Annotated in this window: 19 protein-coding genes; 10 read left to right on the top strand and 9 right to left on the bottom strand. The window is 69.0% G+C overall.

The genetic code is table 11. The annotated features are described in order from the left end of the window. Positions 1-340: 340 nt before the first annotated feature. The 8 genes from VGV06_06590 to VGV06_06625 all read right to left on the bottom strand — a co-directional run bounded on the left by VGV06_06590 (position 341) and on the right by VGV06_06625 (position 12,204). A complete protein-coding gene (locus VGV06_06590; protein ID HEV2054827.1) occupies positions 341-535 on the bottom strand; it encodes a hypothetical protein in 195 nt (64 codons plus the stop codon). Between the two features lie 90 nt (positions 536-625). Then, positions 626-2,671: an NB-ARC domain-containing protein gene (locus VGV06_06595; protein ID HEV2054828.1), complete on the bottom strand. Its 2,046-nt coding sequence runs from the start codon at positions 2,669-2,671 to the stop codon at positions 626-628. A 1,449-nt stretch (positions 2,672-4,120) separates the two neighbouring features. Next, the gene (locus VGV06_06600) at positions 4,121-5,263 is read right to left on the bottom strand and encodes a CoA transferase (GenBank protein ID HEV2054829.1); all 1,143 of its coding nucleotides are present in this window, start codon (positions 5,261-5,263) and stop codon (positions 4,121-4,123) included. Beyond that, the gene (locus tag VGV06_06605; GenBank protein HEV2054830.1) at positions 5,260-6,159 is read right to left on the bottom strand and encodes an NAD(P)-dependent oxidoreductase; all 900 of its coding nucleotides are present in this window, start codon (positions 6,157-6,159) and stop codon (positions 5,260-5,262) included. Before VGV06_06605 ends, VGV06_06600 begins: the two co-directional genes overlap by 4 nt. A gap of 664 nt (positions 6,160-6,823) precedes the next feature. Further along, complete coding sequence (locus VGV06_06610; protein ID HEV2054831.1) at positions 6,824-8,539, bottom strand: adenylate/guanylate cyclase domain-containing protein; 1,716 nt, start codon at positions 8,537-8,539, stop codon at positions 6,824-6,826. A gap of 148 nt (positions 8,540-8,687) precedes the next feature. Further along, positions 8,688-9,590, bottom strand: a complete 903-nt coding sequence (locus VGV06_06615; GenBank protein ID HEV2054832.1) for an ABC transporter permease — start codon at positions 9,588-9,590, stop codon at positions 8,688-8,690. Between the two features lie 7 nt (positions 9,591-9,597). Further along, on the bottom strand, positions 9,598-10,548 hold the full coding sequence (locus tag VGV06_06620) for an ABC transporter permease (GenBank protein ID HEV2054833.1): 951 nt from the start codon (positions 10,546-10,548) through the stop codon (positions 9,598-9,600). 39 nt (positions 10,549-10,587) lie between these two features. Then, the gene (locus tag VGV06_06625; protein ID HEV2054834.1) at positions 10,588-12,204 is read right to left on the bottom strand and encodes an ABC transporter substrate-binding protein; all 1,617 of its coding nucleotides are present in this window, start codon (positions 12,202-12,204) and stop codon (positions 10,588-10,590) included. A 392-nt stretch (positions 12,205-12,596) separates the two neighbouring features. On the opposite strand from VGV06_06625, the gene VGV06_06630 reads away from it, so the two are divergent. The 6 genes from VGV06_06630 to VGV06_06655 all read left to right on the top strand — a co-directional run bounded on the left by VGV06_06630 (position 12,597) and on the right by VGV06_06655 (position 18,821). Next, the gene (locus VGV06_06630) at positions 12,597-12,722 is read left to right on the top strand and encodes a hypothetical protein (GenBank protein HEV2054835.1); all 126 of its coding nucleotides are present in this window, start codon (positions 12,597-12,599) and stop codon (positions 12,720-12,722) included. Between the two features lie 62 nt (positions 12,723-12,784). Beyond that, the gene (locus VGV06_06635; GenBank protein HEV2054836.1) at positions 12,785-13,720 is read left to right on the top strand and encodes a MoxR family ATPase; all 936 of its coding nucleotides are present in this window, start codon (positions 12,785-12,787) and stop codon (positions 13,718-13,720) included. 109 nt (positions 13,721-13,829) lie between these two features. Continuing rightward, positions 13,830-14,843, top strand: a complete 1,014-nt coding sequence (locus VGV06_06640; GenBank protein ID HEV2054837.1) for a DUF58 domain-containing protein — start codon at positions 13,830-13,832, stop codon at positions 14,841-14,843. Then, positions 14,844-16,904 carry a DUF3488 and transglutaminase-like domain-containing protein gene (locus VGV06_06645; GenBank protein HEV2054838.1) on the top strand — a complete coding sequence of 687 codons (2,061 nt, stop codon included), beginning with the start codon at positions 14,844-14,846 and terminating at the stop codon, positions 16,902-16,904. Positions 16,905-16,950: 46 nt separating this feature from the next. After that, entirely contained in the window at positions 16,951-17,919 is a 969-nt protein-coding gene (locus VGV06_06650) for a D-2-hydroxyacid dehydrogenase (protein ID HEV2054839.1), read from the top strand. Positions 17,920-18,131: 212 nt separating this feature from the next. After that, positions 18,132-18,821 (top strand): LLM class flavin-dependent oxidoreductase, encoded by a 690-nt coding sequence (locus VGV06_06655; GenBank protein HEV2054840.1) that lies wholly within the window; start codon positions 18,132-18,134, stop codon positions 18,819-18,821. 50 nt (positions 18,822-18,871) lie between these two features. Here VGV06_06655 and VGV06_06660 read toward each other — a convergent pair whose 3' ends face one another. After that, entirely contained in the window at positions 18,872-19,282 is a 411-nt protein-coding gene (locus VGV06_06660; protein ID HEV2054841.1) for a CoA-binding protein, read from the bottom strand. A 47-nt stretch (positions 19,283-19,329) separates the two neighbouring features. Here VGV06_06660 and VGV06_06665 point away from each other — a divergent pair, with 47 nt between their 5' ends. The 4 genes from VGV06_06665 to VGV06_06680 all read left to right on the top strand — a co-directional run bounded on the left by VGV06_06665 (position 19,330) and on the right by VGV06_06680 (position 21,774). Beyond that, the gene (locus VGV06_06665; protein HEV2054842.1) at positions 19,330-19,941 is read left to right on the top strand and encodes a cob(I)yrinic acid a,c-diamide adenosyltransferase; all 612 of its coding nucleotides are present in this window, start codon (positions 19,330-19,332) and stop codon (positions 19,939-19,941) included. After that, entirely contained in the window at positions 19,938-20,408 is a 471-nt protein-coding gene (locus VGV06_06670) for a GNAT family N-acetyltransferase (GenBank protein ID HEV2054843.1), read from the top strand. Before VGV06_06665 ends, VGV06_06670 begins: the two co-directional genes overlap by 4 nt. A gap of 42 nt (positions 20,409-20,450) precedes the next feature. Continuing rightward, positions 20,451-21,419: a PHB depolymerase family esterase gene (locus tag VGV06_06675; protein HEV2054844.1), complete on the top strand. Its 969-nt coding sequence runs from the start codon at positions 20,451-20,453 to the stop codon at positions 21,417-21,419. 160 nt (positions 21,420-21,579) lie between these two features. After that, positions 21,580-21,774 carry a hypothetical protein gene (locus VGV06_06680; protein ID HEV2054845.1) on the top strand — a complete coding sequence of 65 codons (195 nt, stop codon included), beginning with the start codon at positions 21,580-21,582 and terminating at the stop codon, positions 21,772-21,774. Positions 21,775-22,013: the final 239 nt, after the last annotated feature.

Consider the following 22,013-nt stretch of genomic DNA (forward strand, 5'->3'; position numbering starts at 1 on the left):
CGCCCTTGACGAGCGCGAATACAAGGCTGACGGAACCTCGCGAGACCAGAGCCCACTGCCCCATGACTCAGCCGTGACGATGTGAACCCAACATAAGGAGACACACACCACGACTTGACACGGCCAGCCGCTTCATACAAGGCGACATAAAGGCGATTATCCGACCGGGCCGGCGCCGGCGGGCACCGACGGCGGGGTGGCTGGCGCCGAGAGAACCGCGCGGAGCGCATCGGTGATCCCCCAGCCGGGCCAGTCATTCGCGACGATCTTGCGCCGGCGACCGCGGGGCAGTCAAGACGCGTCCTGCCGGGGCAGAGTCCACCCCCGAGACTGGGGCGGATTACAGATAGGAGGGGGCGGCAGCGCGCAGGGCGGCCGACGGCGGGGCCGGCCCCGGAGAGGCCGCCGGGTGGAGCCGGCCCAGGGGCGCGAGGATCGTGCCCCCCACGGCCGGGTCCTCCACCGTGGCGATGCACCGCAGCCGGCCGCCGCAGCGGGGGCACGCGAGCACGTCGATCCCGAAGGCCCGGCGCATTAGGGTGGCCCAGGCCCAGTAGCGCGGGCAGCGTGAGGCTCCGCGCTCAGCCCGCCGGGCGGCCGCCTCTTCGCTCGCCGCCGAGCGGGGCTACGAGGCCGACCTCTCGATGGCGGCAAGGGCGTCCGCGATCTCGCCTCGGGCGTTGGCGCCGGCGTCTCGCAGCGTCATTGCCGCCCCGCGACTTCGAAACTCGGCGAAGGTCTCCGCGCCGAGCGTCTGGGTGAGGTGCTCAACGACACTCGGAAGCCCGGCGACGAGGCCGTCCAGAGAGACGTCGCGAGTGAGTGCGCCGTAGAGCGTAGCCGCAGCTTCGTACCGTCCGAGCCGGTCGAAGAGGACGACGAGATGCCCCATGCCGATGCCGAGGAACTGATCGCCCGCTAGCTGCCAGCCATCCAGCAGTTCGGCGAAGGTCGTGAGGGCAAGCGCGGGTGTCCCCGAGCGAGCCTGAAGCGCGGCCATGTCGAGCCGGATCGAGTTTTCGAAGAACCGGTTTCCGCACCCGTGCGCGACTCGCAGGGCGCGCTCGTGCGTCTCCAGGGAAAGAACCGGGTCGACATCCGCGCACGCGATGGCCTTGCTGTTGAGGGCGATCGCGATTGACACGGGGACACCGGTTGCCTCGGCCGCCGCGATAACGCGGTCGGCGATCGCGAGCGCCTCTTGCTTGCGACTCAATGCCAGGAAGTACAGGAAGACGGACGCGCAGAAGCGATCGTGCGCGTCCTCGGGGTTCTCCGATCCGGCTCGTAAGAGTTCGATCGCGCCGTCAATGTTGCCCTCGAATGCGGTGATCATAGCCAGGTCGGTGTACGCCCAGATGAATGGATCAAAGCGGGTGTCGCCCAGAAGCGAAAGGGCTTCGCTTCCGAAGCTCCTCGCTTCCTCGAGCCTGCCGAGCGTCCAGCTGCTGTCGCACGCCATCGTCAGCAGCAGCGGCAATCGGCGATGCTCGAGTCGTCGAGCGACGTCCGCGACCTCTGCGGCCCACCCGAGCGTGTCGTATCGACACGAGAATCGCGCGATCTCATGGGCGCCCGCGGCAATTCGGATCGCGACGTCGGCGCTTGCTCGAGTCGTCGCCCACCGAAACGCGGCACGAAGATTCGCCATCTCTCGCTCGACCCATTGATGAGCCAGCAGCGCGTCCGGGCTTCGGAGCAGATTGAAGTTCGCGTCCGCCGAGCCGGCGAAGAAGGCGGCGTGTCGATCGCGGGCGGCGCCGAGATCGTCCGTCGCGCCGAGCTGCTCATCGCCGAACTGCCGGATCGTTTCCAACAGTCCGTATCGGGTGACGTCTCCGCTGCGCTTGACGTGAACCAAGGACTTGCGCACGAGAGAGTCGAGAACGTCGATCGTCTGAAACTCGTCGGTGTCGCCTGCTCCGCACACTCGTTGAGCGGCTTCGAGACTGAAATCTCCTGCGAACACTGAGGCGCGATTCAAGACCCGGCGCTCGTCGTCGGACAGCAAGTCGTAGGACCACTGCATCGCGTGGCGTAGCGTCTGATGCCTCTCGAGGGAGCGACGCGCTCCCGTCAACAACTTGAATCGTTCGTCGAGGCGATCGCGGACCTGGGACGGGCTCATCGAGCGCATGCGCGCCGCCGCAAGCTCGATCGCCAAAGGGATGCCGTCGAGCCGGCGGCAGAGATCAGCCACGACGTCCGCGTCCGAGCCGAGCTCGAACGACGGCTCGACTGCGCGCGCACGGTCCACGAAGAGCTCGACGCCCGAAGAAGGATCGCGAACGCCGAGAGACGGGACGGGCCAGACGTGCTCCCCGTTCACGCCCAATCCCTCGCGGCTCGTCGCGAGCATCGTCACGGCCGGGCACGATCCGAGGATCGTCTCGACGAGACGCGCTACCTCGTCGACGAGATGCTCGCAGTTGTCGAGGACGAGCAGCAGGCGACGCTCGCGCAATGCATTGACCAGACAGTCTCGCATCGTTCGCTCCGGTCGCGGAGACACGCTCAGGACAGCCGCGACGGCATCGACGAGCGCGTCCTCGGTGTCGAGCGGCGCGAGCTCGACGAACCACGCGCCGTCCGGAAACTCCGGAAGCATCTCCGCGGCGACGTGCAATCCCAAGCGAGTCTTGCCGACGCCGCCGACCCCGGTGAGCGTCACGAGCCGCTTTGCCCGCAGCTCACCCGTGATCGCGGTGATCTCGGCGGCACGTCCCACGAAGCTCGTCACCTGCGTCGGCAAGTTTCCGGGCACCGCGTCGAGCGTCCGCAGCGGCGGGAACTGCTGCGCGAGCCCGGGAGCCTGAACCTGGAAGAGGCGCTGTGAGCCGGCGAGGTCTCGAAGCCTGTACTCCCCGAGATCGATGAGGCCGGAATCTTCGAGCAGGCTGGCGGTCGATGCGGCAAGGAGGATCTGTCCGCCGTGACCGGCGGCCATGACTCGCGCGGCGCGATTGAGGGCCGGTCCGAAGTAGTCGTTGTCGCGGAGCTCCGCCTCGCCGCTTCCGATCCCCATTCGCACGGGGAGCTCCAATGCTCGCTGCGCTTCGGTCGCGGCATCGACGGCGTGCCGGGCGGATCGGAAGGCGGCGCAGATGCCGTCGCCGGTGTGTTTGAACAACCAGCCGCCGTGGCGCTCGACGGCGCCGCGAAGAACCTCGTCGTGGAGGGCGAGCGCCTTCGTCATCTCCCCGGCGCCGGCCTCCCAGCGTTGCGTCGAGCCTTCGATGTCCGTGAACAGGAAGGTGATCGTCCCCTGAGGGGCCGACTCGGGCCACTCTCGCGTCGCGTCAGGCACCATCGCTCCCCCGAGACTCAGCCGCGATGATACCCATGTCCGCGCGGCGCGTGTCGGTTTGGCGCGTAGGCGACAGAAAGGCCATGATCAGACCGGGCCGGGGCCGGCGGGCACCGACGGCGGGGTGGCTGGCGCCGAGAGCACCGCGCGGAGCGCATCGTTGATCCCCCCGCCGGGCCAGTCATCAGCTACGATCTTGCGCCGGCGCCCGCGGGGCAGTCAAGACGCGTCCTGCCGGGGCAGAGTCCACCCCCGAGACTGGGGCGGATTCCTGATGGGAGGGGCCGGCAGCGCGCAGGGCGGCCGACGGCGGGGCCGGCCCCGGAGAGGCCGCCGGGTGGAGCCGGCCCAGGGGCGCGAGGATCGTGCCCACCACGGCCGGGTCCTCCAGCGTGGCGATGCGCCGCAGCCGGCCGCCGCAGCGGGGGCACGCGAGCCCGTCGATCCCGAAGGCCCGGCGCATCAGGGTGGCCCAGGCCCGGTAGCGCGGGCCGCGTGATGCGCCGCGCTCAGCCCGCCGGGCGGCCGCCTCCTCGCTCGCCGCCGACCTGCGAAAGCCTACGATCTGCCGGCGCCAGCAGGCCACGGTCAGCTCCTCCAGAATTCCTTGACGGCCCCGTTGTCCGCGCTGTATCTAGGGGCCAAGCATGAACGCGAGCTCGCACCGCTCGCCGGGGCCCACCGATAAGGGCCTTTCTGTCGCCTACGCTCCCGGGCTTCGTCGTCGGACGCACCGTGGGCACGGGCATCGACGGCGTGCTCATCTCCGGCGCAAAGCCGTATGCGGCGTTCGACGCGAAGCTGAAGGAACTGCTACGCGATCGCGCATGCTCCGCGCAGCGCGCTGAGCTTCGCGGCGTCGTAGTCGAGCAAGCCTCCGAGCACTTCATCGGTGTGCTGGCCGGGGGTCGGCACCGGACCGACGCGGCCCGGCGTCTTCGACATCTTCACCGTCACCCCGGGGACGTACATCTCACCCGCCACCGCGTCGTCGATCTTCACCAGCATCTTGCGTTCCCAGAGATGCGCGTCCTTCGCGACTTCGGGGATCGTCCGCACCGGCGCTGACGGAATGCCCGCCGCCTGCAGCGCGGCACACGCTTCGTCGCTCGTGTGCGCGGCGCACCACGCGTCGATCTTCGCGCGGCGCCCAGCCGCGGGTGAGCTGCCGGCAAGCGGCGTGTCGTCGTCGGGACCGCCGACGATCTTCATGAGCGCGGAGGCCATGTGACGTCCCGCCGCCGCGATGACCACGTAGCCGTCCTTCGTCTTGTACGGCGGGCGGCCACCCTCGCCGCCTTCCTGCCCCGTCGCGAGGTAGTACGACGTCGGGATCTCGACCATCGTCAGCGCGGAGTCGAGCAGGCACACGTCGACGAGCTGGCCTTCGCCCGTGCGGTCGCGATGGCGGAGCGCGGCGAGCGTGCCGATCGTGGCGTGCAGCGCAGTGTAGCGATCGGCGACAGACGTCGCGGTACCGATCGGCTTGCCTTCGAGCTGGCCCGTCAGCGTCATGAGTCCGCTCATCGCTTGGGCGAGCGAATCGAACGCGGGCCGCTCGGTGTACGGGCCGTACTGCCCGAAGCCGGAGACCGACACGAGGATGATGCCGCGGTTGAGCGCGCGCAGCCGCTCGTAATCGAAGCCCATCGCTTTCATGACGCCGGGTCGGAAGTTCTCCAGCACGACGTCCGACTTCTTCACGAGCGCAGCGAAGACGTCCTTGCCTTCGGGCTTGCGCAGATCGAGGCAGATACTCTTCTTGCCGCGGTTGTAGACGGTGAAGTAGACGCTCTGGCCGCGGACCATCGGCGGGTGCTTGCGCGTCTCCTCGCCGCCGATCGCTTCGATCTTGATGACCTCGGCGCCGAGGTCGGACAGGATCATCCCGCCGCGTGGCCCCGCCTGGAACCGCGCGAGCTCGAGCACGCGGATGCCGTCGAGCGCAAAGCTCATTTCGTGGATCGCACCTTCACGCGCGCCGCTTCCTCCTGCAGCTCCCACGGCGAGGTCGAATCGCGATCGCCCCAGCCGCGCGCCATCGCTTCGATCAGGATCTGCTCGCCGACCGCCGCCATCGGCATCGGGACGTCGTACTCGCGCGCGAGCGCCGTCGCGAGGCCGACGTCCTTGCGCGCCAGCTTCAGCGCGAAGCGCACGGTGTCGAACTCCCCCTTGAAGACGACGTCGGGGATCATGTGCGAGAGGATCAGGCCCTGCCCGTACGACGCACCGCGGATCGCCTCCAGCAGCGCCTCGGGCTTCACGCCCGCCTTCACGCCGAGCGTGAAGCCCTCCGCGATGAGCGAGCGCGAGAGGATGCTGATCATGTTGTGGACGAGCTTCGCGATCGTGCCGGAGCCGATGGCGCCCATGTAGCCCACGTTGTTGCCGATGGCGCCGAGCACGCCCTTCACTTCGTTGTAGACGCCTTCCTCACCGCCGATCATGACCTGGAGACTGCCGCGCTTGGCGCCGACGACCCCGCCCGACACCGGAGAGTCGAGCACGTGCACGCCCTTCACCTTGAACGCGGCATGGATTTTCCGCATCACGGTCGGCGAGTTTGTCGAGAGGTCCGCGTAGATGCTGCCGGGCTGCGCGCCCTCGAGAAGGCCGTTCGGGCCGAGCGCGACGGCTTCGACCTCCGCCGGCCCCGGAAGCGACGTGAGGATCAGCTCGCCGGCATGCGCCACGTCCTTCGGGCCGTCGGCCCATGTGGCGCCCGCGTCCAGGTGCGGCTTCGCCGATTCGCCCCGCACGTCGTAGACGACGAGCGTGTGGCCGGCCTTGATGAGGTTGAGGGCCATCGGCCCACCCATGTTTCCGAGCCCGATGAATCCGATGCGCATGCGTTAGCCTCCGACGATCCTGCGCCCTCGGAGCGGCGCGTAGGCGACAGAAAGGCCATTGTCAGACCGGGCCGGGGCCGGCGGGCGCCGACGGCGGGGTGGCTGGCGCCGAGAGCACCGCGCGTCGCGCATCGTGGATCCCGCAGCCGGGCCAGTCATCAGCGACGATCTTGCGCCGGCGCCCGCGGGGCAGTCAAGACGCGTCCTGAAGGGGCAGCGTCCAACCCCGAGACGGGGCCGGATGACTGATGGGAGGGGGCGGCAGCGCGCAGGTCGGCCGACGGCGGGGCCGGCCCCGGAGAGTCCGCCGGGTGAAGCAGGCGCAGGGGCGCGAGGATCGTGCCCCCCACGGCCGGGGCCTCCACCGGGGTGATGCGCCTCAGCCGGCCGCCGCAGCGCGGGCACGCGAGCACGTTGATCCCGAAGGCCCGGCGCCTCAGGGTGGCCCAGGCCCAGTAGGGCGGGCCGCGTGAGGCTCGGCGCTCACCCCGCCGGGCGGCCGCCTCCTCGCTCGCCGCCGAAGGCCGTGACGCCTACGATCGGTCCTCGCTGGTTCATCACACCAGCGGCCAGGGGTAGCGGTGGCCGCTCCTGTCTTCGGGGAAGCGGGCGTAGTCGGCCACGGTGCAGAGCTTCATCTCGGTGTGGAAGCAGAGCCCGCCGGTCACTTCTCGTCGAGGCGCCACACCCCGTTCCAGTCCGTCGCCGGAGCGACCGCCCGGAATACCGCGATTCGCTCGAGCAGCACCCGCGACGGTCCGTCGTCGGGGCGGAGCCGCAGGCAGTCCTGGAACCGCTGCTCGGCGGTGTCCCAATCCCGCTGCCGGTACGCTTCGAGTCCCGTGACATAGAGATCCCTCAGCTCGAGCATCCCGCTCTCGACCGAGCCGGCGGGGCCCACCAGCTCGAAGATTCGGATGGGCTCGCTCTTGCCCACGACGACGACGATGTCCAGCTCGCGCGCCTCGACCACGTGCTGGGCGAGGCGATGGGTCTCCTCGGCCACGATCACCGTGGTGCCGTACACCTTGTTGACGCCTTCGAGGCGCGAAGCTAGGTTCGTGGTGTCGCCGATGGCGGCGAAGGTCTTGGCTGTGGGTGCCCCGACGGTGCCCACCACCACCTCGCCCGTCGCGAGCCCTATGCGCACCGTCAAGTCGGGAACGTTCCGTCTGAGTCCAAGGAGCTGGGGCAGCTCGGGTCGCAACGCAACGACGGCGTCGCGATGGGCGAGGGCGGCGAGACACGCGGACGCCGCGTGGGTATCTCCGGGCGCGAAGGGCGGCGCCCAGAAGGCCACGACGGCGTCGCCGATGTATTTTTCCAATATACCGTTGTGGGCGCGGATCTGCTCGGCGACGACGGTAAAGTAGCGGTTGAGCAATGCGACCATGGCCGTCGCCGTGAGTTGCTCGCTTATCGTCGTGAACCCCCTCAGGTCGGAGAACATGACGGTGGCGATCCGGCGCTCGGCCTGGTCGATGTCCTCCTTCGTCGTGTCGATGAGCTGGGCCACGATGCGGGGGTCCACGTACTGGCCGAAGGTGTCCTTGATCCGCTCATTGCTGCGCAACTGCCCGGCCATGCTGTTGAAGGCCTGCGCGAGCTGTCCGATCTCGTCCCGGCTCGTCACGGGGAGCCTGATCGCCAGGTCTCCGGCCTCGATGGCCTTGACCCCCTCGACGAGTCGCCACAGGGCCCGGACCAGCCGCCTCGCGCCCGCTGCGCTCAGGCCGAGGCCGAGGACCACCGCAATTGCGAACAGGAGGAGGTTGAGGCGCAGGACCCTCTGCTCCTGAGCATAGGTCGTCTCTGCCGAGGTCCTTGCCAGATCCGCCAACTCGCCCCGCAGCGCGCCCATGTCGTGCCCCAACGCCTGCTCGAATTGCTTGAAGCGCGGGGCGAGGGCGCGGGCCTCCTTCGTGCGGCCGGCCTCCAGTTCGCTCACGACCTCCTCGCCGAGAGCGAAAAAGGGCTCCTCCAGCCGTCTCAGGAACACGAGGGAGCGCTGCACCTTGGCGAGGACAAGTCGATCGGCGGGGTCCGTGCGTGGGTCGCCGAGGGCCCGATCGACCAGGGCGTCGGCCTGGTGGAAGTCGGAGGCGATGCGGGTTTTGTTCAAGTCGAGGGCGCGCCGTCCGGCCTCGACCGCCGCCGGCGTGACTTCCGGCAGCAGCAGCAGACGCTGCAGAATGAGCTCGAACTGGTCGGTCGCCACATCGAGATCGGCAATCACCGTGGCGAGGGGGAGGTGAAATTCGATGATGACCGCGACCTGGTGGCTGGTCCGCCGCTGCATCGCGATAGAGACCACGAGGACGGCGGCAAAGATGAGGAGCAGGCCGACGGAGAGAGCGAGGATCTTGATGCGAACGGTCATCGCCAATGCATCCGAGGATGTGCCGAAACGATCGCGACGTCAAGGCGCATTCGGCCGGCGGAGCGCGTAGGCGACATCAAGGCCATGATCAGCCACGGAACCCCTGCTCACAGACGTCACGCTGAAGGCGAAGTAGCCCGCAAGCGGCTCAGCCCTGTCGGCGGAGCTTGGGGTCCCAGGCGTCGCGCAGCGTGTCGCCGAAGAGGTTGAAGGCGAGGACGGCGAGGCTGATCGCGAGGCCGGGGAAGATGGCGAGCCACGGCGCCTGCTCCATGAAGGCGCGGCCCGTGCTCGAGAGCATCAGCCCCCACGACGGCGTCGGCGGTTGCGTGCCGACGCCGAGAAAGGACAGCGTGGCCTCGATGAGGATGGCGTTGCCGAGCCAGATCGAGGCGATGACGAGAATCGGCGCCGTCACGTTGGGCAGGATGTGGGTGAGGATGATCCGCGGGTGGCGGCAGCCGATGGCCTGGGCCGCCTCGACGTAGCGGTTCTGCTTTGCCGAGAGCACGGCGCCGCGCACGATGCGCGAGTTGCCTGGGATGATGACGATGGCGATCGCGATCATCGCGTTGGTCGTGTTCGGCTTCAGCACGGAGACGATCGCCAGCGCCAGGACGAGCCCGGGGATCGCCTGCACCGCGTCCATGACCCGCTGGACGATCAGGTCGAGGCGGCCCTCGCAGTAGCCGCAGAGGAGCCCGATGACCATGCCCGCCGCCGTGCCGATGCCGACTGCGAGCATCCCGACCCAGAGCGAGATCCGGGCGCCGTAGATGATGCGGCTGAGCACGTCGCGGCCGATGTCGTCGGTGCCGAACGGGTGCGCGCGGCTGGGCGCCGAGAGGCGGATCTCCGGCTCGATCGCCAGCGGATCGTAGGGCGCGAGGAGAGGAGCGAAGAGGGCGGTCAGCACGATCACGACCAGGAGCGCGGCCGAGGCCGCGCCCAGGGGCTTCCGCTTCATCGTGAGCCAGAGGAGCTGCCCCCGGCTGATGGTGGTGATGTCTCGGGCCTCGAAGGTCGCGACGCGGACCGGGAACGTCGCCATCAGCGCCTCACGAATACCGGATGCGCGGGTCGAGCCACGCGTACGTCAGATCCACGACCAGGTTCAGCGTGACGAGCGTCGCGGCGATCAGCATGACGTTGGTCTGCACGATCGGATAGTCGCGATACAGGATCGCCTCGACGGTGAGCCGTCCCATCCCCGGCAACGCGAAAATCGTCTCCACCACGACCGTGCCGGCCAGGAGCACGCCGAGCTGGCCGCCGACGATCGTGACCACGGGGATGAGCGCGTTCTTCAGCGCGTGCTTGTAGACGACGACCTTGCCGGCCAGACCCTTCGCCCACGCCGTGCGCACGTAGTCCTCGCGCAGCACCTCGAGCACGGTCGAGCGCGTCATGCGCATCGTCGCCGCCGACAGGCGGAAGCCGAGGATGGCCGCCGGCAGGAGAACCTGCTGCAGGTTCTTCCACGGCTGGTCCCAGAGGCTCACGTAGCCGATCGGCGGGATCCAGTGGAACCAGATCGCCGAGAAGGTGATGACGAGGGTCCCGAGCCAGAAGTCGGGTATCGAGAGGCCGGAGACGGCGACGACGCGCCCGACGTAGTCGGAGGCCGTGTCCTGTCTCGTTGCCGAGAGCACCCCTACGGGAATCGCGATGGTGAGGCCCAGGATGATCGCCAGCATCGCCAGCTCGAGGGTGACGGGGATCGCCTTCTTCAGCGCCACCGGGATCGGCTCGTTCGTGAAGATGGAGTAACCCGGGTTGAGGCTCACCATCTGCCAGAGCCAGATCCCGTATTGCTGGTAATAGGGCCGGTCGAGGCCGAGGTCCATACGCAGCTTCTGGAGATCCTTCGCGCTGACGTTGCCGGACTCGCCCATCAACGCGGTCAGGGCGTCGCCGGGCATGACGCGCATGAGCCCGAAGACGATCAACGAGGAGAGCAGGAGCACCGGGACCGACAGCAGCAGCCGTCGGATCACGTACTTGTACATGGCGCCCCGGCTACCCGATGCCAACCTCCCGGGTCGCCATCATTTTTCGAGCCACGTCCGGGTGGTGGCCGGCGACCCGTAGCCGTCGGTGCGCCGGAGGGCCAACGCGGCCATGTTCCTCAGATGAGGCTGGTAGAGGAAGAAGCCGGCATCGTAGGGCATCCACATCCTGAGCACCTGGTCGAGCTCGCGGTCCACGATCTTCTTGGTGATCGCACGCTGCTCGGCCCGATCGGGCGTCCGCCGCAGCTTGATGGTCAGCTCGTCGATGACGGGATCGTTGACGCGGAAGAAGTTCTTCGTGGACTTCGAGTGCATGTACATGTAGGTCCGCTCGTCCAGCCCGACCGCGTGGCCCGACTGGAAGCCCCAGGACATGCCGTCCCACTTGCTGTCGACGTAGCGGCCGTAGTAGGTCGTGTAATCCAGCTTCGTGATCTTCACGTCGATGTTGAGGTTCTTCTTGAGGTCCTGCTGTACGATCTGGACCTGGGACGTCATCTCCGGGAAGTACTCGTAGTAGAACAGCGTCGTCTCGAAGCCCTTGGCGTGGCCGGCCTCCGCCAGGAGCTTCTTCGCCACCTCCGGCCGGTACTGCCACCACTGGCCGAGGTCCTTCAGCGTCGGCGCCGTGTCCTGATAATAGAAGTAGGGGACGCCCCAGCCTGGGATGCCGTGGCCCTCATAGACCGTGTCCACCTGCTTCTGGCGGTCGATGGCCATCGAGATCGCGCGCCGCACGCGCACGTCATTGAAGGGGGGCTTGTCCTGCGCGAGCGCCAGCCCGAACGGCGCCAGCACGTTCTTGTACTCCTGCACGACGGCCGAAGGATTCGTCTTGCGAACAACCTCAACCTCGGAGAGGCTCGCCACCTGCAGGATGTCGCTCTGGCCCGTCCGGAACGCCGCCTTCCGCGTCGCGAAATCCGGAGTCGAGAGGATCACGTACTCGTCGATGTAGGGGCGGCCCTTGTCGTAGTAGTCGGGGTTCCGCTGGAGCACGACGCGCACCTTGCGGGTGTGCTCCTTGAGGATGTAGGGGCCCGTGCCGATCAGGCGTTTCTTGAGATCGCCGTCCTCCTCCAGGACCTCGCGGGGAAAGATCACCGTGACAGACTCGGCGACGTTCTGCGGGAACAGCGTGTTCGGCGTCTTGAGATGGACGCGCAGGGTGTGCTTGTCCGGCGTCTCCATGCCCTCGATTTCCTGGAACGTGAACGCCTGCACGCCTTCCTTCGCGTACTGCTCGTAGCAGTACTTGACGTCGGCCGCGACCAGCTCGCGCCCGTTAAGCGGCGGCAGATTCTGCCACTTGACGCCCTGCCGCAACTTGAAGGTCCACACGCGATGGTCGGCGTTGCTTTGCCACGACTCGGCGAGGTCGCCCTTCAGAGTGACGTCGTTGGTGCTGTTCGCCTCCTCGGGGAACGCGTACCGGATGAGGCGGCTGCTGGTGAGCCCGGCGAACTGGAAAAGTCCGATCGATTGCGTGTGGCGGGGATCGATCACCGGCGGGTCCCAGACCGAGGCACGGTTGAGGACGCCTCCGCGCTTCGGGGGCTTGGTGCTGGCCGGGATCCAGTCGGGGTACGAGGACGGGGTCGCGGCGGACACTCGCCCCCGACCCGTGGCGGCGACGAGGGCCGTCACGCCCATGCCGCTCCATCCTGCTCGCTTCAGGAACTCGCGTCGGTCGACTCGCCGGCGACCGCCCTTCGGGCCAGAGTTGTCGGTGTGCATCGTGGCTCCCCTTCTCTATTCGCTCGTGAAGGAAGGACCCCCTGGGAACCCGAAGCGTGGACCTGCCGGTACGTGCCCCGAGTGCGGCGAAGATGCCGCAGCGGGAACGGGGAGTCAAGGGGAATCGCGGGACTGCTCGGGAGCGGCAGGGACGGTGTCCAAGAGTGTCGTTTTCCTCGCGCCCAGCGACCGTCCGCTCGACCTAACTTGTTGCTCTTGAAGCCGGATCACAGGCGGAGCCGCCTTGGGGAGGCGGGACGTGGCGCTGGCAGATGACTTGCACCCTATGGGTCCGAGGGAGGCAAGCCATGCGCAATCTCGTTATCTGGAACGTCGTCGTCGCCGCGCCCATTCTGCCGAAGAGCCGGGTGGAGCGTGCCGTCGAGGGCTTCGAGGCCCGGCGCGACCTGACCCGCGCGCTGTTCACCTCGTGAGCGGCAGCGCGCCCCGGCTGACAGTCGTGGCCGGCCGGGGCGCCGGTGTATATTGGAAGTCCATGTCCCATGCGCTCGATCTGATCCACCGTCTCGAGGCCAGCGTCGGCCGCGCCCTCGTGGGCAAGCCCGAGGTCGTCCGGCTTGCCGTCGTGGGACTTCTCGCGCGCGGGCACCTCCTGATCGAGGACGTCCCGGGCGTCGGCAAGACCACGCTGGCCGCGGCGCTCGCCCGCTCCATCGGCGCCGGCTTCCAGCGCATCCAGTTCACCTCCGACATGCTACCGTCCGACGTCATCGGCGTCAGCATCTGGGATCCGGCCAAGAGCGAGTTCGTCTTCAAGCCGGGCCCGCTCTTCACCAACATCGTGCTGGCCGACGAGATCAACCGCACCACGCCCAAGACCCAGTCGAGCCTGCTCGAGGCCATGAACGAGGCGCAGGTCTCGCTCGACCACACGACGTACCCGCTGCCGCGGCCCTTCATGGTGCTCGCGACCCAGAACCCGCGCGAGCACGAGGGCACGTACCCGCTGCCCGAGTCCCAACTGGACCGCTTCCTCCTGCGCATCCGCATCGGCTATCCCGGCGCGCCGGACGAGAAATCCGTGCTGCGCGGCGCGGGCTCGCCCGCGCTCGAGACCCTGGTGCCGGTCCTCCAGGCGGAAGACGTGATGGCGCTCCAGGAGGAGGCCGACCGCGTGCGGGCCGACGAGTCGGTGCTCGACTACATCATGGCGCTCGTCGCCGCCACGCGAACGTCCCCGCTGCTCTCGCTGGGCGTGAGCCCGCGCGGGTCGCTCGCGCTCCTGCGCGCGGCGCGGGCGCAGGCGCTCGCCGACGGCCGGGACTACCTCGTGCCCGACGACGTCAAGAGCCTCGCCGTCCCGGCGCTCGCCCACCGCGTCATGGTCAAGGGCCGCGGCGCGCAGGGCGGCGGCATGGACGACGAAGCCGTGCTGCGCTCGATCGTCCAGGACGTTCCCGTCCCGCGCTGAGCGCCGCACCGCTGTCATGAAGTGGCCCGTCCTCCCGAAGAGATTGCCCGCCCCCGCGAGGCGCTTGCCCGCCCCCGTGAGGCGCCTACCCGCCCCCGCGAGGCGCCTAATGGACAGCGAATGGTGGTGGCGGCCGTTCAGGCCGCGCCGCACCATCTGGCCGACGCGTGACGGCTGGTGGTGCCTGTTCGTGGTCATCGGTCTCGGCGTCGCGGCGATCAACACGGGCAACAACCTCCTCTACCTCCTCGTCTCGCTCCTGCTGAGCCTCATCGTGGTCTCCGGCGTGCTGTCGGAACAGTCGATGCGCGGCCTGCGCCTCGATGCCGACGCGCCCGAGGAGATTTACGCGGGCGCCCCCGCGCTCTTCGGCGCCGTGCTCGCCAACAGCAAGCGCTGGCTGACCTCGTACTCGGTCACGCTCGAGCTGCTCACACGCGGCGGACCGACGCGCTTCATCTACCTGCCGCGGCTCGAGGCCGGCCGCGACCGGCTGCTGACATGGGAAGAGATCTTGCCGGCCCGCGGTCGCCAGCGCCTGGCCGGCGTGCGGCTGACCACCCGCTTCCCCTTCGGGCTCTTCCTCAAGGCGGGCCGCGTCATGCTCGACCGCGAGGTGCTCGTCTTTCCCGCGGTGCGGCCGATCTCGCCCGAGTCGCTTCTCCTCCTTGTGGGCGACGGCACCTCGGCGGTGCGCCGGCGCGGGCGCGGCCACGACCTGTACAACCTCCGCGCCTACCGGGCAGGGGACGATCCGCGCCTCATCCACTGGCGGTCGAGCGCCAAGGTCGAGTCGCTGCTGGTGCGCGAGATGGAGGCCGAGACGACCGAGGACACGCGCGTCGTCCTGTCAGGCAGGGGCGAGCGGAACGCGGCGAGGCTCGAGGCGGCCCTCTCCGACGCGGCCTCCATCGCGTCGCACCTGGCGCGCGTCGGCGCCGGGGTCGAGCTCACGGGCTCGGGGCTCTTCGTGCCGCTCGGGCGCGGGCTCGGCCAAGCGCGCCGCATCCTGACGGAGCTGGCCCTCTACGATCCGCGCGCGCCCGTGGCCGGCGCGGCAGAACCGGGGCCCGACGCCCGAGGCTGGCGCTCGCTGCGCGAAGTGCGCGTGGAGCTCGACTGAATGTCCGCGCTCTTAGCACTCCGCCTCATCACGTACCTCCTCGTCTGCACCGGCGTCGCCGCGCTCGCCCTGGCGGGTTTGCTGGGTCCGGTCGGCGGGGCTATCCTGGCGCTCGCCCTTACAGGCAGCTGGGTCATCGACCAGGTGCGCGACCGCATGCCGGTCCGCCCGATCTTCGCCTGGGCTCTCGTCGTGGCCGCGGCCGTCGCGATCGCGCTCGACCTGCTCTACCTCGCCCAGAGCCTCCTCGACGGCATGGTCCATCTCCTGCTCTTTCTGATCCTGATGCGCCTCTTCCGCCGCCGCTCGCTGAAGGACCTGCGGGACGCGGGCTTCCTCTCCTTTTTCATGCTGGTGGCGGCCTCGGCCGTCACGTTCAACGTGAGCTTCCTCTTCGTCTTCATCGCTTTCCTTTTGCTGGGGACCTGGATGCTGATCCTGCACCACGTCGTCTCCGAGTCGGAGCGGGCGAAGATCGGCGTCACGGATCTCACGGCGGGCGGGATCGGGCCGCGGAGCCCCCTCTTCAGGATCTCGCTCGCGGCGGCGGCGGGCACGTTCGCGCTCGCGGGCATGATGTTCTTCATCATCCCGCGCGTGGGGCAGGCGACGCTGCCCTTCCGCGCCGAGCTCGGCAAGCGCATCTCCGGCTTCTCCGATCGCGTGGAGCTGGGCGCGTACGGCGAGATCGAGACTGACGAGACGGTGGTGATGCGGGTGCGCTTCCCGGAGAGCGTGAAGGACCCCGAGCGGCTGCCCAACCTTCGCTGGCGCGGGCTCGCCTTCGACCGCTTCGACGGGCGCATCTGGGAGGCGGGCCCGCGCCGGCGCGGGCTCCTCCGGCGCGATCCGACCGGCGTGTTTCGCGTCACCGAGCCCCGGGGCCCCGGGCCCCTCGTGCGCCAGGAGATCTTTCTCGAATCGATTGGCACCGACGCTGTGTTCGTCGCCCCGCAGGCGCTCCGCATCGAGATGGGGCTGGGCGCCGTCGGGCTCGACGATATGGGCAGCATCACCACGCCCGCGTCGTCAGCGCGGCTCCAGTACTCGGTGGACTCGGAGCTCGAGGTGACTCCACCCCGGGGCCTGCGCGACGCTGCGTGGCCGATTGAGACGCAGCCGCCGGGGGCTCCGCGTTATCTCCAGCTGCCGCCTCTGCCGGACCGCATCCCGGCCCTCGCGCGCGAGGTGACGGCGGGCAGCCGGAGTCCCTACGAGGCCGCCCTCAAGCTGAATCACTACCTGAGCACCCAGTTCACGTACACGCTCGTCCTCAAACAGGAGACCAGGCTCGATCCGCTCGAGGAGTTCCTCTTCGTGCGGCGCTCGGGCAACTGCGAGTACTTCGCCGCCGCGATGGCCGTCATGCTGCGGAGCGTCGGCATCCCGGCGAGAGTCATCGGCGGCTTCCAACGTGGAGACTGGAACCCGTACGGCGCCTACTTCATGGTCCGCATGAAGGACGCGCACTCCTGGGTCGAGGCGTTCCTCGACGGCCCGGGCTGGGTCACCTTCGATCCCTCGCCGCGCGCCGCGGCCGAGGAGGCGTTCGGCGCGCGGAGCGCGGCGGCGCTCTACCTCGACGCGCTCCGCATGCGGTGGTATCGCTACGTGGTCAACTGGAGCCTGCGCGACCAGGTGGGCATGGCGTCTTCCGTGCACCGCGGGGCCTCGGAGTGGCGCGGCTCCCTGCTGGGCTGGCGCGACTCGCTGCGCGCCGTACCGCGCGGGTGGGTGGCCGCGCTCGTGGTGTCGATGCTCGTCGCGGCCTGGTTCCTCCGGCGCCATGCGCCGGGCGCCGTGCGCCGCGCGGCCGCGGCCGCCGTGCCGAGCTTCTACCTCCAGGCCCTGCGGGCGCTGGCGCGGCGCGGCTTCCGCCGGGGCTCAACGGAGACGGCGCGCGAGTTCTCGCAACGCGTCGAGGGCGCGGCCCCCGCGTTTGCGTCGGCCGTCGCGCGGCTCACGGCCGCCTACGAGCGCTGCCGGTTCGGCGAGAGCGCGCTGTCGCCCGACGAGGCGGCGGCGCTGGGCACCGCGCTCGCCTCGCTCCGCCGGCGCTAGCCCCAGGTTGACCGGCACCGTCGATAGCGCGTAGTGTCGAGGTCCGATGGCCGCGACTCTCCTCATGCTGCCGCCGCAGACTTCGACTACGCGCGAATGGGCCAAGCGCCTCGCCGCCGCGCTCCCGGAGCTGTCCGTTGTCGTCGCCGAGGACGGGGCCGAGGCTGCGGGAGCCGTCGGCCGGGCTGAGGCCGCCTTCGGAACCATGGCGCCCGCCCTCTTGCGAGAGGCTTCGCGGCTCCGCTGGATCCAGGCGCCCCAGGCGGCGCCGCCCGCCGGCTGGTACTACCCGGAGCTGATCGCGCACCCGGCGGTCGTGACCAATTTCCGCGAGATCTATAACGACCATATCGGCGCGCACATCATGGCCTTCATCCTGGCCTTCGCGCGCGGGCTGCATCAGTACCTGCCGCAACAGCTCAAGCGGGAGTGGCGCCCGGCGGTGCACGACACCGGGGTCATCCACCTACCCGAGGCTACGGCGCTCATCGTCGGAGTGGGCGGCATAGGCGCGGAGGCCGCGCGACTCGCAGCCGCCTTCGGGATGCGGGTGATCGGGGTGGACGCGCGCCGCCGGGAGGCGCCGCCCGGCGTGGCGGAGCTCTATGGCCAGAAGGCGCTCGACTCACTCCTGCCGCGGGCCGATTTCGTCATCCTCACCGTGCCGCATACGCCGGCCACCGAAGGCTTCATGAATCGCGCGCGGTTCCGGCTCATGAAGCGCGGCGCCTTCTTTATCAATATCGGCCGCGGCATGACCACGCGTCTCGACGACCTCGCCACCGCGCTCGAGGCCGGCGAGATCGCCGGGGCCGGGCTCGACGTCTTCGAGCAGGAGCCGCTGCCGGCCGATCACCCGTTGTGGACCATGCCCGGCGTGCTCATCACGCCGCACACCGCCGGCTTTGGTCCCTACCTGGACGAGCGCCGCTATGACATCCTGCTCGACAATAGCCGCCGCTTCCTGGCCGGGCAGCCCCTGCGAAACGTGGTCGACAAGTCCAGCTGGTTCTAGGAGCCGAGCCGTCGATGCCCGTACCCGTGGGTCTCAATGTCTGGTCGAGGCTGGTAGAGAGCCTCTTCCCGTACCTGGATCAAAGCGTCGGCCCCTTCGAGTCGCTCTGATTCCCCGACCATGTCCAGTACGGCGCGAACAAGGTCGCCGAAGGCTGGACGCTCCTCGCGTTTGCGCTCGCGCGCTATCCCGACAAGCTCTGCACCCACGAAGTGCTCTGCAATAGCTTCCGCAATCCGGCGCACCTGGCCAAGATGGTCGCGCCCGCGCAGGCGCTGTCCGGCGGGCGGGTCATCCTGGGCATCGGCGCCGGCTGGAACGAGGAGGAGTATCGCGCCTACGGCTGGCCCTTCCCGCCGACGCGCGTTCGCATCGCCCAACTGAGCGAGGCCATAGAGCTGATCCGGCTCATGTGGACCAGGTCGCCGGCGACGTACCAGGGCGAGCACTATCAGATCAGCGGCGCCTACTGCGAGCCGAAGCCCGACCCCATTCCGCCCATCGTCGTGGGCGGCCACGGCGAGAAATACCTGCTGCGCGCCGTGGCGAAGCACGCCGACTGGTGGAACTACAGCTTCCGCGACGACGCGACGTATGCTCACAAGCAGGAAGTGCTCAAGAGCCACTGCCGGGATGTCGGGCGGGACTATGACGAGATCACGCAGGTCATCCGCGTCGGCATCCTGATCGCCGAGACCGAGGGCGAGGTCGAGCGGCTGAAGACGCAGCCTCACATCCGGCCCATGCAGGACATCCGCCTGGCCGGCACGCCGGCCCAGGTGACCGAGACGCTGCTGGGCGTGATCGGGCGCGGGGCCCATCGGCTCACGGTCAACTTCGCTGACGCGCCCCGCCCGGAAGGTACCCAGCTCTTCGCGGCAACCGTTCTGCCCCGTCTCTAAACCGCGACCGGCTCGAGTTACCGCCGGAGCCGGCGGTGGTCGACCATGAGTCAGCGGTCTTGCACCACCTTGATGCCCGCGCGCGCGAGGGCTAGGGTGACCTCATCGTTCCTGATGCCGAGCTGCATCCAGACGACGCGCGGCTTTGCCGCGAGGATGTCGGGCAGGTGCGGCGGGATATCCTGCGCGCGGCGGAAGACGTTGACCATGTCCACGGGCTCCGGGATCTCCGCGAGCGTTCGGTACACGGGCTCCCCGAGGATCTCGCTGACGTCCGGGTAGTAGACGGGGACGGGCACGATCTCGTAGCCGGCCTCCGCCATGTACTCGGGGACGTAGAAGGCCGCCTGGCCGCGCTGGGCTTCTGTCTTGATGCCGAGCACCGCGATGCGCTTCGTCTCAGCGAGGATCGAGGCGATCCCCTCGCGCGACTCCACCAGGTTCTCCCTCCAGTCGGCCATGTTACGAGTGTACCAATGTGCTAGCCTCGTCGCAGGAGGGTTCCCGCATGGCGATTCGCATCACCCGCGTCTACACCCGCACCGGCGACAAGGGCGACACCGCCCTCGTCGGTGGGCGTCGCGTCCCGAAGGACGCCCCCCGCATCGAGGCCTACGGCACGATCGACGAGCTCAACTCGATCATCGGCCTCGCGCGCGTCTTCAACGCGGAGCGCCTCAAGAAGGGAAAGGCGCCGCGCTGGCTCGACGGCATCTTCCGCCAGGTCCAGAACGAGCTGTTCGATCTGGGCAGCGAGCTGGCGACGCCCGACGACGCGGCCTACGAGGGCATGCACCGCGTGGGCGAGGCGGAGGTCAAAGCGCTCGAGGCGCTGATGGACCAGTGTCAGAAGGACCTGGCCCCGCTCAAGTCCTTCGTGCTCCCGGGCGGTGGGCGCGTCGGCGGCTTCCTCCACCAGGCGCGCACCGTCTGCCGCCGCGGCGAGCGCCGGATCCTGGCGCTCTCGCGCGTCGAGCCGCTGAGCCCCTGGCCGCTCGCCTACGTCAACCGGCTGGGCGACCTCCTGTTCGTGCTCTCACGCTGGGTCGGCAAGAAGGGCGGCGAGACGGAATATCTCTGGGAGCGGGGGCTCGCTTCCCACGCGCGCAAGAGGACATGACGGCGAGCTTCACCATACGGCGCGCGCTGCCGGAGGACCACGCCGCGGTCGCGCGCGAGCTCGCGGACTATCTCGCCTTCATCGGCGACGCGCTCGACGCCGACGGCCTCGACCACGACATCGCACACTGGCGGGAGGAGTACGACGGCAGGACGGGCGTGCTGCTGCTGGTCGCTGACCCGGCGGGCGAGGTCGTGGGGACGGCGGCGGTGAGGCTCCTCGAGCCAGGGCTGGGCGAGCTCAAGCGCATGTGGCTCCGGCCGTCCCGCCAGGGCAGGGGGCTCGGCCGCCGGCTCATGAACGCCTGCCTCGACGAGGCGCGCCGGCTCGGCTGCCGCGCGCTGCGCCTGGACACCCAGGCCAAGCTCGAGGCCGCCGTCCACCTCTACCGCGCCTACGGTTTCAGCGAGATCCCGCGCTACAACGACAACCACCGCGCGGACATCTGGATGGAGCGGTCATTATGAGTCTTCTGGCCGCGGCGCCATGAGTCTTCTGGCAGCGGCGCCGTGAGGGCCGCGGCCCTTGCGCTCACGCTCGTGGCGCTCTGCGCCGGCCCGGTGTGGGCCGCCCTCGCTCCCGGGGACCATCGCATCGCGCTCGAGCACGGCGGGCGCCAGCGCTCCTACATCGTCCACGTGCCGCCGGCCGCGCGCGAGGAGCGCCCGCTTCCCGTCATCCTCAACTTCCACGGCGGCGGTGGCAACGCCGAGAACCAGCAGAAGTATTCGCGTATGGACGCGCTCGCCGACGCCGAGGGCTTCCTCGCCGTCTATCCCGACGGCACCGGCCGCATGTCGGACCGGCTGCTGACGTGGAATGCCGGCACCTGCTGTGCTTACTCGGTTACGAACAAGGTGGACGACGTCGGCTTCACCCTGGCGCTCCTCGCCGACCTCGAGGCGCGCCAGCCCGTGGACCGGCGGCGCGTCTACGCGACGGGGCTGTCCAACGGCGCCATGATGGCCTGGCGCCTCGCCGTCGAAGCTTCCGAGCGCATCACGGCCATCGCCCCGGTGGCGGGTGCGAAAGTGCTCACGGCGGGCGGCCCGGCCCGGCCCGTTCCCGTCATGCATTTCCACAGCATGGACGATCCCCGCGCGCTCTACGCTGGCGGGCTTGGGCCGCCCTTCCCGATGACCACCTTGCAAGTATTCCATTCCGGCGTCGAGCCGACGATCCGTGATTGGGCCGCGAGCATCGGTTGCCCGACCGACGCGCGCGTCACCGCCGAGCTGACGGGGCAGGCGGGATCGAAGGAAGCCGGCCACACGGCGACGCGCTACGTCTGGGCGCCGTGCAGGGAAGGGGCCGAGGTTGCATTGTGGAAATTCACGGGCACCGGCCATGTCTGGCCCGGCGGGCTCCAGGACTATCTCCCGCGTCTCCTCGGGCCTTCGACGGCGCTCGTGGACGCCAACCTCGAGATGTGGCGCTTCTTCCAGCGCTTCACCCTCGACGCCGTCCCGGCAAAGTGACACATATCTACCTCCCCCCTCAGCGAAGTGGGTCCTCGGGCTCGCGTGGAACGTCCCCAGTTCGGTGGACACCTGCGTTAGGCCGCTCGCTTCTGCTGCTCCCCTCGAATTTGAGTCCGCTGATGTGCCGTGATTCGATCACGGCAGCAGGTGGACGGCGATGGCCAATGAGCCTCCCGACGAGGTCCAACGCCGGACGGCGAAGCAGCAGGTGGCCTTGGGGGTCAGCATCCTGAACGGCGAGACCTCGGTTCAGCAGGCCGCCCGCCCGCATAGACTGACGGGGGCGGAGATCGAGGAGCTGGTGCTCGACTTCGACAATCGGTCCGCCTCTCGGCCCAACGGTCGAGGCTGAAGACCACAACGGCCACGGGGGTTTCCTTAAACCCGCATTCCCCGCAACCGGCCCCTAAAAGACCAAGGGGAGCCAGAGGCTTCCCTTGGTCACCGCGAACTGCATCACCACCGACCCTGTGACGCTAACGGGTCTTTGTCAGGAAGTTGTCGCGCCGGTTCTTGCCCCAGCAGGCCTCGGTCTTCTCCGTGCACACCGGCCGCTCCTTGCCGTAGGAGATGATCGTGATGCGGCTGGCC

The sequence above is a fragment of the Candidatus Methylomirabilota bacterium genome, assembly GCA_035936835.1.
Classification (GTDB): domain Bacteria; phylum Methylomirabilota; class Methylomirabilia; order Rokubacteriales; family CSP1-6; genus AR37.